Origin of the sequence: Paraglaciecola sp. (assembly GCF_039942875.1) — a bacterium.
GTDB lineage: Bacteria > Pseudomonadota > Gammaproteobacteria > Enterobacterales > Alteromonadaceae > Paraglaciecola.
In genome coordinates this window covers 67218-82397 of the sequence record NZ_JBDVBQ010000056.1, presented here as the reverse complement: position 1 = coordinate 82397, position 15180 = coordinate 67218, and the positions used below count along the sequence as shown (strand labels likewise).

The window sequence follows — 15180 nt, the reverse complement described above, 5'->3', positions numbered from 1 at the left end:
TATTCACTATTCATGAAAAACTAATAAAACCCCTTTAAAAATGCCGTGTTGCGTAAAATTTGATTGCAGACAGAGAGGGATTGTTCTGACATAATATTTTCCTTTTTTGGACAAAGTCATCACGAATATCATTTCTGTGAGACCAATATATTAAGGCAATAGTATGAATGTAACCCGCGATTTATTTGACGAAGTAATGGTCCCTAATTACAACCCCGCAGCCGTTATACCGGTTAAAGGACTAGGCTCTCGACTATGGGATCAAGCGGGCACTGAGTTCATTGACTTTGCAGGGGGTATTGCCGTCAATGTATTAGGTCACTGTCATCCAGAATTAGTTAAAACACTCCAAGAGCAAAGTGAAAAAGTATGGCATTTGAGTAATGTGCTAACTAATGAGCCAGTGCTTAGGCTAGCCAAAAAACTTACCCAAGCCACATTTGCAGAAAAAGTTTATTTTGCCAACTCAGGGGCAGAAGCAAATGAAGCTGCACTTAAACTAGCACGTCGCTATGCTGTTGATAAATTTGGAGCTGAAAAAAATCAAATCATTGCTTTTAACCAAGGCTTCCACGGGCGTACTTTCTTTACAGTTACAGTAGGCGGACAAGCTGCTTACTCTGATGGCTTTGGCCCTAAACCAAGTGCCATAGACCATATTGATTACAATGACCTAAGTGCGCTTGAAACATTAATTTCAGATAAAACTTGTGCTGTGATGATGGAGCCCATTCAAGGGGAAGGTGGCGTTGTAAGCCCTGAGACTGAATTTGTAAAAGGCGTTAGAGCACTTTGCGATAAACACAACGCACTACTCATTTTTGATGAAGTTCAATCAGGTATGGGCCGTACCGGTGACTTATATGCCTATTTGGGCCTAGATGTCACACCTGACATTTTAACCACGGCAAAATCATTAGGGGGCGGCTTCCCTATCGCAGCCATGTTAACTACTTCAGAGATAGCTAAACACCTTAAGGTTGGAACTCACGGCAGCACCTATGGTGGTAATCCATTAGGCTGTGCCGTTGCAGAAAAAGTGCTAGACATAGTAAATACTCCAGAAGTACTAGACGGTGTTAAGCACAAAGAAGGGCTATTTCGCACTGGGTTAGAAAAAATAAATACTCAATATCAATGCTTTAGTGAGATAAGAGGAAAAGGTTTATTACTAGGTGCGGTACTAAATGAGCAATATGCAGGTCGCTCTAGAGACTTTTTAGTCGCCGCTGCTGCTGAAAACTTAATGTGTTTAGTGGCAGGAGCCAATGTCGTAAGATTTGCACCTTCCTTAGTTATTTCGGATGAAGATATTATTGAAGGTTTATCTCGTTTTGAACGTGCAGTAGCAAAAACAGTCGCGAGCTAAAATAACTACAAGGAAGAAAGTATGAAAGTTATTCGCCCCATAAAAAAGAGCGACTACTCATCTTTACATGCCATAGCTCAAGAATCAGGTGTGGGTTTTACGTCCTTACCGGTGAATGAAGCATTATTGAATAGTAAAATAGATAAATCACTTGAGTCATTTAATAAATCAGTGACTCAGCCAGGTGATGAAAGCTATTTATTTGTAATGCAAGATACTCAAACTAAAGAAGTAGTCGGTACCAGCGGCATCGCCTCCAGTGTCGGTTTAGATGATGCATTTTACCATTATCATTTAAGCAAAGTGGTGCACGCCTCTCGGGAGTTAAACATTTACAACACAGTAGATATTTTAACTCTTTGCAACGATTACACGGGGGTATCTGAAATTTGCACCCTATTTTTGCGGCAAAACGCCCGTGAAAACTTAAACGGGCGATTACTATCAAAATTTAGGTTTTTGTTCATGATGGAACATAAACAAAGATTTGCTGACACCATAATCGCAGAGATGCGAGGTATAAATGACGACACTGGTCAGTCGCCCTTTTGGCAGTGGCTAGAAGAGCATTTCTTCTCGATGGACTTCCCAACAGTAGACTACCTCACAGGTATTGGGCAGAAACAGTTTATTGCTGAATTAATGCCCAAGTATCCTATTTACGTGAGCTTACTCAGTAAACAAGCTCAAGCCGTCATCGGACAAGTGCACGAGAAGACCAAACCAGCTTTACAATTACTGGAGCAAGAAGGGTTTAGCTCTAGAGGGTATGTAGATATTTTTGATGCCGGCCCTACGGTTGAAGCCAACCTAAAACATATTAGAACAGCACAAACTAGTCGAAAAATGCCTGTTAAGATTCAAGCACTACTACCTGAGTCAGAGCGAAAGTTTTTCGCTATTAATACGCAGATTAAAGACTTTAGAGGTATCTGTACCAGCCTTGAAGTCGACAAACAATCAAACTACGCAATTATAAGTCAGCAATCAGCTGACGCATTGGGCATAAAAGATGGTGATGAAATTCGCTTTGCCCCTACTCACTTCAGGACATAATCATGACTACTCATTTCATTGATGGGGTCTGGCACTTAGGTGACGGACATAATATTCAATCTATCGATCCTGCAAAAAAGCAAACTATCTGGCAGGCTAAGTCCGCTGATACGAGTCAAGTTGATGCTGCAATAAAAGCAGCTCGCTTGGCTTTTATTCCATGGAGCAATACCCCCCTTGAAACTCGCTTAGCCTATGTAAAAAAGTTTGCGGCACTATTAGCTGATAATAAGTCCGCTCTCGCCCTTTCTATTGCTCAAGAAACGGGCAAACCTTTATGGGAAACAGCAACAGAAGTTGCTGCTATGATTGGGAAAATCGGCTTATCAGAAAAGGCCTACCATGACAGAACCGGCACAGTAGAAAACTCAATGCCTTTAGGCAAAGCGTTTATTCGCCATAAACCCCATGGTGTGGTAGCGGTTTTTGGCCCTTACAATTTCCCGGGGCACCTGCCAAATGGACATATTGTCCCGGCATTACTCGCTGGCAACACCATAGTATTTAAGCCTTCTGATTTAACCCCTTTAGTAGCTGAAAAAACTATCCAGTTATGGGAACAAGCCGGATTACCTGCTGGCGTTTTGAATATGGTTCAAGGGGAAGTTGAAACCGGCAAAGCCCTAGCATCTCATACAGGTTTAGATGGACTGTTTTTCACCGGTAGTTCTCGTACTGGTAAAATATTACATGAACAATTTGCAGGACACCCAGGCAAAATATTAGCCTTAGAAATGGGCGGCAACAACCCCTTAATCGTCAAAGACGTAGCTGATATCAATGCAGCCGTTCACGATATTATTCAGTCTGCTTTTGTAACATCTGGGCAGCGCTGCACCTGTGCACGACGTTTATTTATCGAGCAGGGGCCAGCTGGGGATAAACTTTTACAAAAGCTTACCAAAGCAACTGAGAATATTAAAGTGGGTGATTACGACGCTGATGAACAGCCGTTTATGGGCGCTATGATTTCAAAGCAAGCAGCGAACCTAATGGTTAATGCGCAACAACAACTTACCGAGTTAGGTGCGAGGTCACTAGTACCATTAGTCCATCAAGACAAAGAGTCTGGTTTTGTTACACCTGGCATTATTGATGTCACTGACATCATCTCTACTCTACCAGATGAAGAGCATTTTGGGCCTCTACTAAAAGTAATACGCTATGACACGTTCGATAATGCTATTACAGAAGCCAACAATACTAGTTTTGGTTTATCGGCAGGCTTATTAGCAGATAATAAAGATGACTATCAGTATTTTTACCAGCGTATTCGCGCCGGTATTGTTAATTGGAATAGACCTATAACTGGAGCGAGCGGAGCAGCTCCATTTGGAGGGATCGGCGATAGCGGTAACCATAGAGCAAGCGCCTATTATGCGGCTGATTACTGTGCTTACCCGGTTGCCTCAGTTGAACTTGAAAAAGTCAGTTTACCGGGCACACTTAGCCCTGGATTAAGTATTTAGCTTTACCGAAGGAAGGATTTTTATGGCACACGAAATCAATACCCTTTTTGCTAAGTTATGGCAAAGTTATGTAGCAATTACGCCTTCAGCTTTCAAAATTCATACGTTACTTGAAGAATACGAAGCAAAAGAAACACAGCAAGCATCAAGCTTAGTAAATGATCATATTGCACTACGTACATTCAATGCGGATAAGGTTAATTTGAACAAATTAGCCCAGCATTTTTTAGACTTAGGGTATACAGAGCAAGGTCAATACAACTTTGAACAAAAAAAGCTGCGAGCAAAGCACTTTGAGCACCCTGACACTAGGCAACCAAAAGTATTTATAAGTGAATTGCTAATTGAAGAGATGCCTCAACAAGTGCAAAGTATCATTAATAAAATGCTAACTAAGGTTGCTGATGATGCTTGGCAACAAGATGACTTTTTATACTCTGGGAAGCACTGGCAAGTGTCATTACAAGAGTATGAAACCTTAGTTGCTCACTCAGAATATGCTGCCTGGATGTCGGTTTGGGGGTATTGTGCTAATCACTTCACTGTTAGCTTGAACCATATGCACAGTATTCATGAGTTGGCTGCTGTTAATAGTAGATTGAAACAAGCTGGATTTACCTTGAATACCTCTGGTGGCGAAATAAAAGGCGGGCCTGAAGTGTTACTGGCGCAGTCTTCCACCATGGCAGATAAAGTTGAAGTTGAGTTTACAGATGCGAAAAAAGTAGTACCGAGTTGTTTCTACGAGTTTGCTCAACGGTATCCAATGAGCAATGGTGAGTTATATCAAGGTTTTGTCGCTGCGTCGGCTGACAAAATATTTGAAAGTACAAACTCCAAATAGTCCGTCAGCAAAATATAGTCCAGCTAAACTCGGTTAAACCGTAAATGATGCACCACAACCGCAGGTTGTGGTTGCATTAGGATTATTGACTAAGAACCTAGAGCCTTCTAACCCTTCGGTGTAATCCACCTCTCCGCCTACTAAGTATTGCAGGCTCATTGGATCAACCACTAATGTCACTTCATTTTTATCAATAGTTGTATCGCCATCATTGACCTTTTCATCAAAAGTAAAGCCATACTGAAAGCCAGAACACCCACCACCTGTAACGTATACACGTAATTTAAGGTTTGGATTCTCTTCTTCCTCCACTAAGTTTTTTACTTTTTTAGCAGCAGCATCTGAAAATTCAATAGGTAAAGCGGTTTGCACAGTCATAACAAAAATCTCAATTAAACAATAAGGACACACTATGTAGTATAGATTATCCAGTACCTGACTAAAATGGTCAACTATTCCCGCGTAGATAACCAATCGAATGTGGTGGTTAACTCACCTTTTTTACGTTTAAACTGATAAATAGCTGCATGTACTGTGACTTTTTCAGGTTGAAACCCGGTGGGAAGCGTTACTTCTCCATTAAGTAATTGAAAGTATTTAAAGCTAAAACGCAAAGCCTGTTGCTCCGGTAAGAACTGTTTAAGGGGGTATTCTTTTGGTTGGCCGTTTTCACTACCAACTAGTGATATATTTAAGGTACCTTTAAGAGTATTTTTTGTTTTTTCATGTTGTACCAGTGCCAACTCAAAACGGTAGGAGTTTTCACTTAATGTAGGCTCGGCATAAAAACCCTCAATAGAGAACCCTTCTTCTTTAAGCTCTGGAGCCATGACTTGTTGATAAAATTCCAATGTGGATTTTAACTTTTTCTCTCGATCTAATATTGTTTCGATTTCACTTTTATGGCGCATCTGCGCCAATTTGGCGATCTCGAGTTCCACGCCCAACACATTTAAGTCTTTGGTTAATTTTAAGTTTTCAGTAGTTAGGTTTTGAATACTCTGCTCATGAATAGAAATAAGAGATGCTTGTCTGCTTTGGTTAGCCCCTCCTAATTTAAAGCCGAGATACAAAGCTACACTAATGATTACAACCAAAAAAGCGTATACCCGAAACGCCCCAAACTGTTTTTTATACTCTGCTAGAGTCAAGATATTCTCTCGAAGGTTGTAAAGTCACCATAATTGCATACTAACACTCTGGAAATTAGTTTTAAATACAATAGCTTGTGATAAGCTGTAGAGAACTAAACAATTAAAATACTTTCTTTTTGTTTATGAACCTTAACGCCTTTAGAAAAGAACTCGCCAAACCCAATACTTCTATTCAATTGTGTCTTATAGGCATTATAGGGGGCGTGTGCGCGGCGTCTCTAATTATACTATTTCGATTAACTGTAGATTGGTTACAAACCAAATTTTTAGTAGAAACCAATCAATATGGTGAATTAGACCCAATTATCCGGCTTGTATTACCAATAATGGGTGCACTATGCATTATTTTCATTGCCTATCTAACAGGCTTTAAACATTACCGTATGGGTATCCCATTTGTTATTCACAGAATTAAACATTTTTTTGGGCGTATCCCTTTTCGTACCACGGTCAATCAATTCTTAGGTGGGGCCGTTGCCTTAGCTAGTGGTTTTTCTGTTGGTCGAGAAGGTCCTTCCGTGCACCTTGGGGCTTTCGGGAGTAGTTTTTTTGGGCAATGGTTAAAATTACCAAATAACAGTATTAGAATTTTATCTGGGTGTGGCATTGCTGCGGGTATTTCAGCGTCTTTCAATACCCCTTTTGCTGCCGTTATTTTTGTAATGGAAGTAGTACTCAGAGAGTACAGGATCCACATATTTATACCCGTTATGCTCGCAGCGGCCTGTGGCAGTGTCATGACCAGAGCGGTATTTGGCGAAGCACAAGAACTATCGTTTATACAATTTCATGATTTCAGCCAATGGGTATACCTGTACTTAATTATTTTTGGCATTGTGCTTGGCTTTGTGGCCTCATTATTTAATAACTTTCTAATGTTCGTAATGCAGCGTTCGAATCGTCTAAATATGGTTTATCGACTTATTATAGCCGGTGTAATCACTGGGATAATAGGGGTTATCTTACCCGACTCTCTAGGCGCACATTTTCACTCTGCCCATGAATTTATTGCTGAAAATGACAGTATGAAAATATTAATTGCAGTCTTATGTGCAAAATTTTTTCTAACAGTCATTGCTATAGGGCTAGGGATCCCAGGTGGAGTAATGGGGCCTGTATTTGTAATTGGTATGATAAGCGGTGCAATACTCGCCGCTCCGCTTGGTTTATTTGTCGAGAATTCAAACGAGTTACAGGGAAGCTTTTCTTTACTTGGAATGGCAGGATTAATGGCCGCTGTGGTACATGCTCCTTTAGCTGCATTGTCAGCAGTAATGGAGTTATCGTATAGTCCACAATTGATATTACCCGCAATCCTAGTGATTGTGCCAGCTTACGTTACCTCCACACAGTTTTTAGGTAACAGCTCTATTTTTATCCGCCAATTGGAGTTTCAAAAACTTCCATACACCTTATCTTCTGTTTTAGGGGAATTGCAAAAAACGGGGGTGTTGTCAGTTATGGAAGATAACTATAAGCTGGTCGTGGAACAAAATGATAACTTAGTGAATTTATTAGATTCATCTGTAAATACCACTGTGGTGCGCAAATCCAACCTTGAAGATGCGATTCAGTATTCACTTGTAGGTTATGATCAAGAACCAGATTGTGACACTAGACGTATTACCTTTACTGAAATGAAAGGCGTAAAATCTCAAGCGACCTTAGCCGAAGTATATGGAATATTGGCAACTAAACGACAAGGGGCTGTTTACATATATGCAGGCACCCCAAATGACATCATTGGCGTTATCAGTTGGAATAAGTTAAGAGACAATTTACACCAAGCTAGTTTTTAACTGGCCCCTATGCGAGTAAAATATGACAATGCTGTATATAAAAGCCTTCCACCTGTTTTTTATGGTTGCATGGATGGCAGGTATTTTTTATTTACCCAGATTATTTATTTATCATGCTTTAACTAACAATCAGGCTGTAAAAGACCAGTTTAAAGTAATGGAAAGGCGATTATGGTTTTTTATCACACCTTTTGCCATTTTAACCTTAGTATTAGGTATATGGTTGATAACACTATACGGTGCCCAATGGTTTGCAGCCGCACATTGGTTGCATATAAAATTAGCATTAGTGTCAGTCCTTTACGTTTATCATATTTATCTATTTTTTATAATGAGGGCATTTGCTAAGGATAAAAATAAGCATTCTGCAAAGTTTTATAGATTTTTAAATGAGTCTCCAGTATTAATAGTTCTCGCAATTATCGGGTTAGCAGTAGTAAAGTATGTGTAATGAGTTGATTCTCTATTCTTAACTAAGTGAAATGATATGGATTTCAATAAAAATAAACTTAAAGAATTGATGGGGCGAGCAGATGATGCTTTCGAAGCATACAAAAACGATACCGCTTCAAAAGAGTACGCTAAAGATTACGAGACAGCTAAAAAAGAATTAGACCTTTACCTTTTTGAAGTTCGATCTTTTTTGTCACCGTCAAATAAAACTCGTTAAGGGCGATTGTTCTAAACATAAATATGATAATGCCGTGACAGCGGTATTTATTCCATTCAATAGAAAATGTTATCATTAGCCAATTAATTCGGTATTTATCTAACCCTAAATTAGCAAGATGCCACTTACAACCCCTCTAAGAGCCAACTTCATGTCAAATAAATTAGCTGACCACTATTCAAGTATTCTCGAAATTTTAGGTGAGGATGTGAATCGTGGTGGCTTAGTAGATACTCCCAAGCGCGCCGCAAAGGCCATGCAATTTCTTACCGATGGTTATGAAAAAAACTTAGAAGATGTCGTCAATGGCGCTGTTTTTGAAGCCGATAGCGATGAAATGGTGATAGTACAAGATATTGAATTTTATTCATTATGTGAGCACCATGTGCTTCCATTTATCGGCCGTTGTCATATTGCCTACTTACCTCAAGGTAAAGTGTTAGGTTTATCAAAATTCGCTCGAATCGTTGATATGTTTTCAAGAAGGCTTCAAATTCAAGAAGGGCTAACCAAACAAATTGCAGATGCCGTTCAAGAAATAACAGGGGCTACCGGCGTTGGCGTAATTATGGAAGGAAAACATATGTGCATGATGATGCGAGGTGTACAAAAACAAAATTCTTCGATGATAACATCAGTCATGCTCGGTTCAATGCGTTCATCAGACGCTACACGAAATGAGTTCCTTAGACTGATAGGAAAGTAACTTAAAGCGTTCTAATATATTTAACACTAAGTCTAAAGCCATGACTTAATAATTCACATTAAGGAGCCGACACTCCGTTAAAATATAATTAAAAGATAACTTCTCAATTAAACACTAAACAATAATAAATGCACGCTCATACTTTTGGCTGCGTAAGTTTCAAATAAGAGGAAACCAAATGTTAAACAAATTATTCATTCACCTACTCATGCTTCATTGCCTAGTACTTTTTAGTAGTCAGATTGTTGCTAAAACTCAAGAGTACGGCCCAAAAGAGTTTTCAGTTGAAAATAAATGGACTGCCATTGTTGCAGCTTATGAGCCTGAAATAAAAGCGATAGATCATGCATTCAGCAAGCTAGATGATGCCCAAATTACTGAAACTATCACAATTAAAGGCGTTAAATACCAATTGGGTACCTATAAAGGTGAGCCCATTGTTATTTTTACCACTGGCATTAGCGTTCCCAATGCCGCAATGACAATGCAAATGGCTCTAGATTATTTTCCTATTGATAGAGTAGTGATGATGGGTATAGCCGGGGCTATTAACCCAGAATTTCAACCTGGGGATATAGCCATACCTGAACGCTGGTATTTTCATGATGAATCTGTGTACGTAAATCCCGATAAAAAAGAAGCAGGTGAATTCATACTACCTGACTACTATGAAGCAGCTCTCGGCCGCTATAAAGCAAGAGAACTAAACGACCCCCACGCGCCAAAATATGAAAACTATGGCTTTATTCATCCAGAAGAAATGGCTGTTGTGAAAGAGGGCTGGGATGAGCCAAGACAAATGCCGTATTTTACAGCAACACCAGAGTTGATTGAATTAACTAAAAAAGCAGTTGCGGCCGTTAGCCCAATAAAAATGCCATCTGGTCATCCTATTCAAATAAAAGTTGGGGGCAATGGTGTAACAGGGTCTGTATTTCTAGATAACGCAGACTATCGCCAGTGGCTACAAAGAGTTTATACCGCTCAGGTGTCTGAAATGGAATCTGCCGCTGTTGGCCAAGTATGCTTCATCAACGATGTAGACTGGGTCATTATCCGTTCAATCAGTGATTTAGCCGGTGGCCAACAAGGTAAAAATGTTGAAAATGTATTTGATGGTATTGCATCAGGTACAGGAACAAAGTTAATGATTGGGTTGTTAGACCAAATTGTGAACTTATAATAAATCACACAAATATTTTGCAACACTTACTTTTAAAGGTTGCTGTTATAGCAAGCCGCTGTCAATTACCATAGACGTAGCTAATTCAGGGAATAAAGTATGCGTCTATCGGTAACTCAAGTAAAAAAACAATATGTAGAAATTTTAGCGGTAGACGACCTATCATTTGAGGTTCATTCAAGGGAAATTTTTGCATTACTCGGCCCAAATGGTGCAGGTAAATCCTCCACCATTAGAATGTTAATTGGCTTAACGTACCCTGATACCGGAAACATTCAGTTTTTCGATGACCAAAATAAAACCATTACCTTAACTAGTGAATTATTCGGTTACTTACCTGAAGAGCGGGGCTTGTATCAAGAAAGTTCAATCATAGATACCCTAATCTATATGGGCCAATTAAAGGGCATGAGTAAATCTGAAGCACATAGCCAAGCCGAGAAATGGTTAACAGTTTTTGATTTAAATGAGCGAAAAAAAGACCAACTCAAATCTTTATCGAAAGGTAATCAACAAAAAGTACAACTCATCAGTGCCATTATCCATCAGCCCAAAATTGTATTTTTAGATGAGCCCTTCTCTGGTTTAGATCCCATCAACCAAGAAAAGGTAATTCAGTTTCTACAAACTCTTAAACAACAAGGCACCACTATCATTCTCAGTGCCCATCAAATGTCTCTAGTTGAAAAGCTAGCCGATAGATTTTTACTAATGAACCATGGTAAAGCCGCTTTATACGGAGAAATGCAAGAAATTAGAGAGTCCGCTAAGTTAGGAAATAGCTTAATCGTGCAATTCAGCGATCCAGTTACATTAAGTGATTTCCCTTTAAGTGAACAATTGATAAAAACAAGCAGTCTAGATAACAACAGCATCAAGTTTACCCTATCTCATGCTTGCCCTGTCCCACAGTTTTTACAAACTATGCTCACATCCCACCAAATAGAAGGCTTACAAATTCACCAGCCCAGCCTGCATGACATTTATATAAATAGCATTCAAGGAACTCACAATGGATAAGATATTGCTAGTTGCCCGGTGGGAATTTATGCGTAACTTTAAATGGAAGCAAGACATCATTAGCTATCTAGTTATGTTAACCATTTATGGGGCCATATTTGCGGTGCAAGTATGGGATAAAAATAGCACTCAGAAAGTCGTTAATCTTGCGGTTATTGGAGAGATAAATACTGAACTCGATAACAAGTTTTCCTTATCCACATTAACTTCCACACTCACAACAGAACAGCTCTTAGATGAAATAGAAAACACTCACCTAGATGGGGTGCTAAAGGTAGAAAAAAGTGACGTCTACACTCTGTATGTTGCTCAACAAAGCAGTTGGCAAGAAGAACTCAAAAAAAATCTTACCGATGCTCAAAAGTCGATATTGTTACAAGAGATGGGCGTCAGCAACGAACAACTAAAGAAACTTGAAAATCCAATTACATTAAACCTTATAAACCAAGCAGAAAAAATAGTAGGTGGTAACGTCAAAACCCTCGCAATACTCGCCTCTGTGCTCAGTGCCATGGCAGTATTTAGTAGCTTTGGGCTATGCTTCACTTCAGTCACTCAAGAAAAACAACACCGTATTACCGAGCAATTACTAACCTGCATCAACCACCAACAGTGGGTAGACGGTAAAGCCCTAGGTTTATGTTTATCTAGTTTTAAAAGCCTTATCACCACCAGCTTGATGATATTAATTGTATTTTCAGGTATTTCTGTGTTTTCAGATGGCGGACAAGATCTCAATGTATCCGCTGCGGTCCTATCCCAAATAATTCTATTTTGTGTACTAGGCGTATTGTTTTGGAATTACGTATTTGTGGGTTTTGCAGCCACTATAGATGACCCGAATCATTCAGGGAAAACAGGCCTAATGATGTTACCTATGGTGCCCGTGATGCTAGTATTCATTGTTATGGGCGAGCCCAATGGCCAAGTAGCCAAAGTACTATCATTACTCCCGCTTACGTCAATAAGCTTTATGCCAATGCGTATTGCTTCTATGAGTGTACCAATATGGCATATCGCACTGTCGCTAGTATTTTTAGTGATAGGTATTTATTATGTTCGCCTTTTTGCTACACGTGTTTTTCGGGCCAATATTACCCTATTTGGTAAAGAGCCTGGATGGGCTGAAATCTGGCGTAGCATGCTAAAAAAGACTTAAAGCTCTAGCCGAGCGTTTTTTACTTCAGAATCAAAAAAGCTGAGTAATAACTCAGCTTTTTTTAATCAGTAATTTAGAAAAATAACAACTAGCGCTCTACAACCGCATTATGATAAACGTGCTGAACGTCGTCGCAGTCCTCTAACATATCCATAAATTTATCAAAATTTGCGACATCGTCACCGCTTACTGCTGATTCAGTTTGTGGGATAAAGGTAATTTCTTCTGCTTCAAATTTAAGCTCAGGATCGTTATCCATTAAGGCTTTTCGAGTATTATTGTATTCCGTATGAGGGGCATATACGGTTATAACACCGTCTTCCCCTTCCACTTCAGTCACATCAACGTCAGCTTCCATTAATACTTCAAGCACAGCATCTTCATCATCGCCATTAAAGGCGAAAACAGCTTGATGATCGAACATATGTCCTACTGTACCTTCAACACCTAATTTTGAACCTGTTTTAGTAAAGCAGTTACGCACATCTGTAATGGTTCTATTGTTGTTATCAGTTAAGCAATCAACGATAACCATGCAACCACCAGGGCCAAAGCCTTCGTAACGTGCAGGTACATAATCTTCACCCGCGCCGCCAGCAGCTTTATCAATTGCTTTATCAATTACATGGCTTGGTACCTGATCTTTCTTAGCTTTCTCTATTAATCGACGTAACGATAAGTTTGCCTGTGGATCGGTTCCACCATTTTTAGCAACCACATAAATTTCTTTACCGTATTTAGAATATACCTTGGTTTTTGCTCCAGCGGTTTTTGCCATGGAGACCTTACGAACTTCGAACTTTCTTCCCATTAAATTATTCTCTTTTTAATAACGAGCCCATTGCTCGAACCAACTCAAACTAGCTTTAGTATCTTGATTTTACCGATATTCTAGACAGAGTACAAAAGCAATCCTCCCTTTGGAGCATACTTGCAATTAGTCCCTATGGAATATGCTGTAAGGCCAAATAATCGTGAGATTGCATTTCTTTTAAGCGACTTAAGCAGCGTCTAAATTCAAAGTTTAATTGCCCTTCAGAGTAGAGTGACTCTAAAGGAACTTCTGCAGAAATAATTAACTTGACGTTGCGTTCATAGAACTCATCAACCATAGCGATGAAGCGCCTAGCAATATCATCAGTGGCCTGTCCCATTTGTTCTACATTGGCGAGTAAAACTGTGTGATAAAATCGGCTTATCTCCATATAGTCTGTTTGACTTCTTGGGCCATCACACACAGCTCTAAACTCAAACATCACCACACCATCAGCATAGTTAATAGCTGAGATCAGCCTGCCTACTATTTCGATGGATTGGTTTTCTGTGCCTTCTTCTGGTGCTAACTCTTTAAAATAGCGATGTAAGTTTTCATTCGCTTTGTCATCTAAAGGGTGATGAAATATTTCAGCTTGTTGTAGGGTTCTCAGGCGGTAATCTACGCCACTATCAACATTTACTATGCGGGTATTTTGATTAATTAACTCAATGGCGGGTAAAAACCTAGCGCGCTGTAAACCGTTTTTATAAAGCTCATCTGGCACTATGTTAGAGGTTGCCACTAAGACAATGCCATGGCCGAATAGAGCTTCCATCAAGGTACCCAAAATCATTGCATCTGTTATATCGGACACAAAAAACTCATCAAAACAAATAACTTTGGTTTCAGCTGCAAATTTTTTAGCGATTATTTTTAAAGGATCTGACTGGCCATCTAAAGCACGCATTTCCTGATGAACCCTGTGCATAAAACGGTGAAAATGAATACGCATTTTTCTTTTAAAAGGTAGACATTCATAGAAGGTATCCACCAAATACGTTTTACCTCGCCCTACTCCTCCCCAAAAATAAATACCTTGTATCGAAGGTTTGGTCATTCCCTTTCCAAAACGATTTTGTAATTTAATACGCCAAGTACGCTTCTGTTCAGGGTGCGTAAGCTCTTCAAAGAGACGTTGTAATTCTTTTACCGCGTTTTCTTGCGCTGCATCGTATTGAAAATCTTGCTCTTGAAGATCAAGTTGATATTTTTGCCAAGGTGTCTGTGTGGACATATTTACCCGAGTTTCCTATCGCTATATGCCTATTACAGATGAAACCGTGTATGAATGAATCTTATATTTTCATCATTCATTTACACTTGAATTCAAATAAAAAGACCGCATTGAAATTGCAGAGCGTATAATAACAATATTAAACAAACATTGCTCTTAGGCTCTAGGCATTTCTGCTGTTTGAATGTAAACAACTGAGCCTTTTTGCAATAGTCAATAAATGTAGGAGTTTTTATGGATTGGTTAGTAGGCATTTTGTTATTGGTTGTAGGTATGGTGATAGGCTTTTTTGTTGCAAAATATTTCAATGAGAAGCAGGTTAGCGATAAAAAAGAAGATGAAAAAGAACTCACTATTAAAGAATTAATGACACAGCAAGCTTCACAACATCTTCACCAAACAAAACGTATCTCTGAACAAATCAGTGCTCAAAGTGAGGCGCTGAACAAACAAATTGAAGACTACGAACAACTACTAATCAACCATTCTACGGGGGCTGACGGCAAATCTATTAATTACTTTGGAGAACATGCCACTACCTATTTACGTAATAGCAGCCCAAGCGAAAAAAATAATATTCCAGATGCTGATGTTCAGCCTCTAGACTTTGCATCACAAGGCTCTGGATTATTTTCTGGCAACGAAGCGGTTGCCGAGAAAGAATCGAAGTAATGAACTTTATGTCGAGCTAAATAGTCAT

Annotated in this window: 16 protein-coding genes; 12 read left to right on the top strand and 4 right to left on the bottom strand. The window is 39.3% G+C overall.

Annotated features, from left to right (window positions below; translation table 11 throughout):
- The first annotated feature begins 163 nt into the window (after positions 1-163).
- From ABJE44_RS20010 to ABJE44_RS19995, 4 genes are read left to right on the top strand one after another with little or no spacing between them, the layout of a single operon-like run.
- Positions 164-1369 carry an aspartate aminotransferase family protein gene (locus ABJE44_RS20010; RefSeq protein ID WP_348112086.1) on the top strand — a complete coding sequence of 402 codons (1206 nt, stop codon included), beginning with the start codon at positions 164-166 and terminating at the stop codon, positions 1367-1369.
- Positions 1370-1390: 21 nt separating this feature from the next.
- Positions 1391-2425 (top strand): arginine N-succinyltransferase, encoded by a 1035-nt coding sequence (gene astA / locus ABJE44_RS20005; RefSeq protein ID WP_348112087.1) that lies wholly within the window; start codon positions 1391-1393, stop codon positions 2423-2425.
- Complete coding sequence (gene astD / locus ABJE44_RS20000) at positions 2422-3894, top strand: succinylglutamate-semialdehyde dehydrogenase (protein WP_348112112.1); 1473 nt, start codon at positions 2422-2424, stop codon at positions 3892-3894. Before astA ends, astD begins: the two co-directional genes overlap by 4 nt.
- Positions 3895-3916: 22 nt before the next feature.
- Positions 3917-4738, top strand: a complete 822-nt coding sequence (locus ABJE44_RS19995) for a DUF1338 domain-containing protein (protein ID WP_348112088.1) — start codon at positions 3917-3919, stop codon at positions 4736-4738.
- 33 nt (positions 4739-4771) lie between these two features.
- On the opposite strand, the gene erpA is transcribed toward ABJE44_RS19995, so the two are convergent.
- Together erpA and ABJE44_RS19985 are read right to left on the bottom strand one after the other, a co-directional pair.
- A complete protein-coding gene (gene erpA / locus ABJE44_RS19990; RefSeq protein ID WP_133470797.1) occupies positions 4772-5116 on the bottom strand; it encodes an iron-sulfur cluster insertion protein ErpA in 345 nt (114 codons plus the stop codon).
- A gap of 74 nt (positions 5117-5190) precedes the next feature.
- A complete protein-coding gene (locus ABJE44_RS19985; protein WP_348112089.1) occupies positions 5191-5889 on the bottom strand; it encodes a DUF6776 family protein in 699 nt (232 codons plus the stop codon).
- 125 nt (positions 5890-6014) lie between these two features.
- On the opposite strand from ABJE44_RS19985, the gene ABJE44_RS19980 reads away from it, so the two are divergent.
- The 7 genes from ABJE44_RS19980 to ABJE44_RS19950 all read left to right on the top strand — a co-directional run bounded on the left by ABJE44_RS19980 (position 6015) and on the right by ABJE44_RS19950 (position 12429).
- Entirely contained in the window at positions 6015-7691 is a 1677-nt protein-coding gene (locus ABJE44_RS19980) for a chloride channel protein (protein ID WP_348112090.1), read from the top strand.
- A gap of 22 nt (positions 7692-7713) precedes the next feature.
- Complete coding sequence (locus ABJE44_RS19975; RefSeq protein WP_348112091.1) at positions 7714-8142, top strand: CopD family protein; 429 nt, start codon at positions 7714-7716, stop codon at positions 8140-8142.
- A 36-nt stretch (positions 8143-8178) separates the two neighbouring features.
- Positions 8179-8361 carry a hypothetical protein gene (locus ABJE44_RS19970; RefSeq protein ID WP_348112092.1) on the top strand — a complete coding sequence of 61 codons (183 nt, stop codon included), beginning with the start codon at positions 8179-8181 and terminating at the stop codon, positions 8359-8361.
- A gap of 151 nt (positions 8362-8512) precedes the next feature.
- Positions 8513-9067, top strand: coding sequence for a GTP cyclohydrolase I FolE (gene folE / locus ABJE44_RS19965; RefSeq protein ID WP_348112093.1), 555 nt, complete (start codon positions 8513-8515; stop codon positions 9065-9067).
- 208 nt (positions 9068-9275) lie between these two features.
- The gene (locus ABJE44_RS19960) at positions 9276-10250 is read left to right on the top strand and encodes a 5'-methylthioadenosine/S-adenosylhomocysteine nucleosidase (RefSeq protein ID WP_348112113.1); all 975 of its coding nucleotides are present in this window, start codon (positions 9276-9278) and stop codon (positions 10248-10250) included.
- A gap of 99 nt (positions 10251-10349) precedes the next feature.
- The gene (locus tag ABJE44_RS19955) at positions 10350-11270 is read left to right on the top strand and encodes an ATP-binding cassette domain-containing protein (protein WP_348112094.1); all 921 of its coding nucleotides are present in this window, start codon (positions 10350-10352) and stop codon (positions 11268-11270) included.
- Positions 11263-12429, top strand: coding sequence for an ABC transporter permease (locus ABJE44_RS19950; protein WP_348112095.1), 1167 nt, complete (start codon positions 11263-11265; stop codon positions 12427-12429). The genes ABJE44_RS19955 and ABJE44_RS19950 overlap by 8 nt, the downstream gene beginning before the upstream one ends.
- Positions 12430-12517: 88 nt before the next feature.
- Here the strand turns inward: ABJE44_RS19950 and ABJE44_RS19945 are convergent, their stop codons facing one another.
- A complete protein-coding gene (locus ABJE44_RS19945; protein WP_348112096.1) occupies positions 12518-13240 on the bottom strand; it encodes a YebC/PmpR family DNA-binding transcriptional regulator in 723 nt (240 codons plus the stop codon).
- Between the two features lie 133 nt (positions 13241-13373).
- Positions 13374-14480 carry a cell division protein ZapE gene (gene zapE / locus ABJE44_RS19940; protein WP_348112097.1) on the bottom strand — a complete coding sequence of 369 codons (1107 nt, stop codon included), beginning with the start codon at positions 14478-14480 and terminating at the stop codon, positions 13374-13376.
- A gap of 234 nt (positions 14481-14714) precedes the next feature.
- Here zapE and ABJE44_RS19935 point away from each other — a divergent pair, with 234 nt between their 5' ends.
- On the top strand, positions 14715-15152 hold the full coding sequence (locus tag ABJE44_RS19935) for a DUF1043 family protein (protein WP_348112098.1): 438 nt from the start codon (positions 14715-14717) through the stop codon (positions 15150-15152).
- Positions 15153-15180 lie beyond the last annotated feature (28 nt).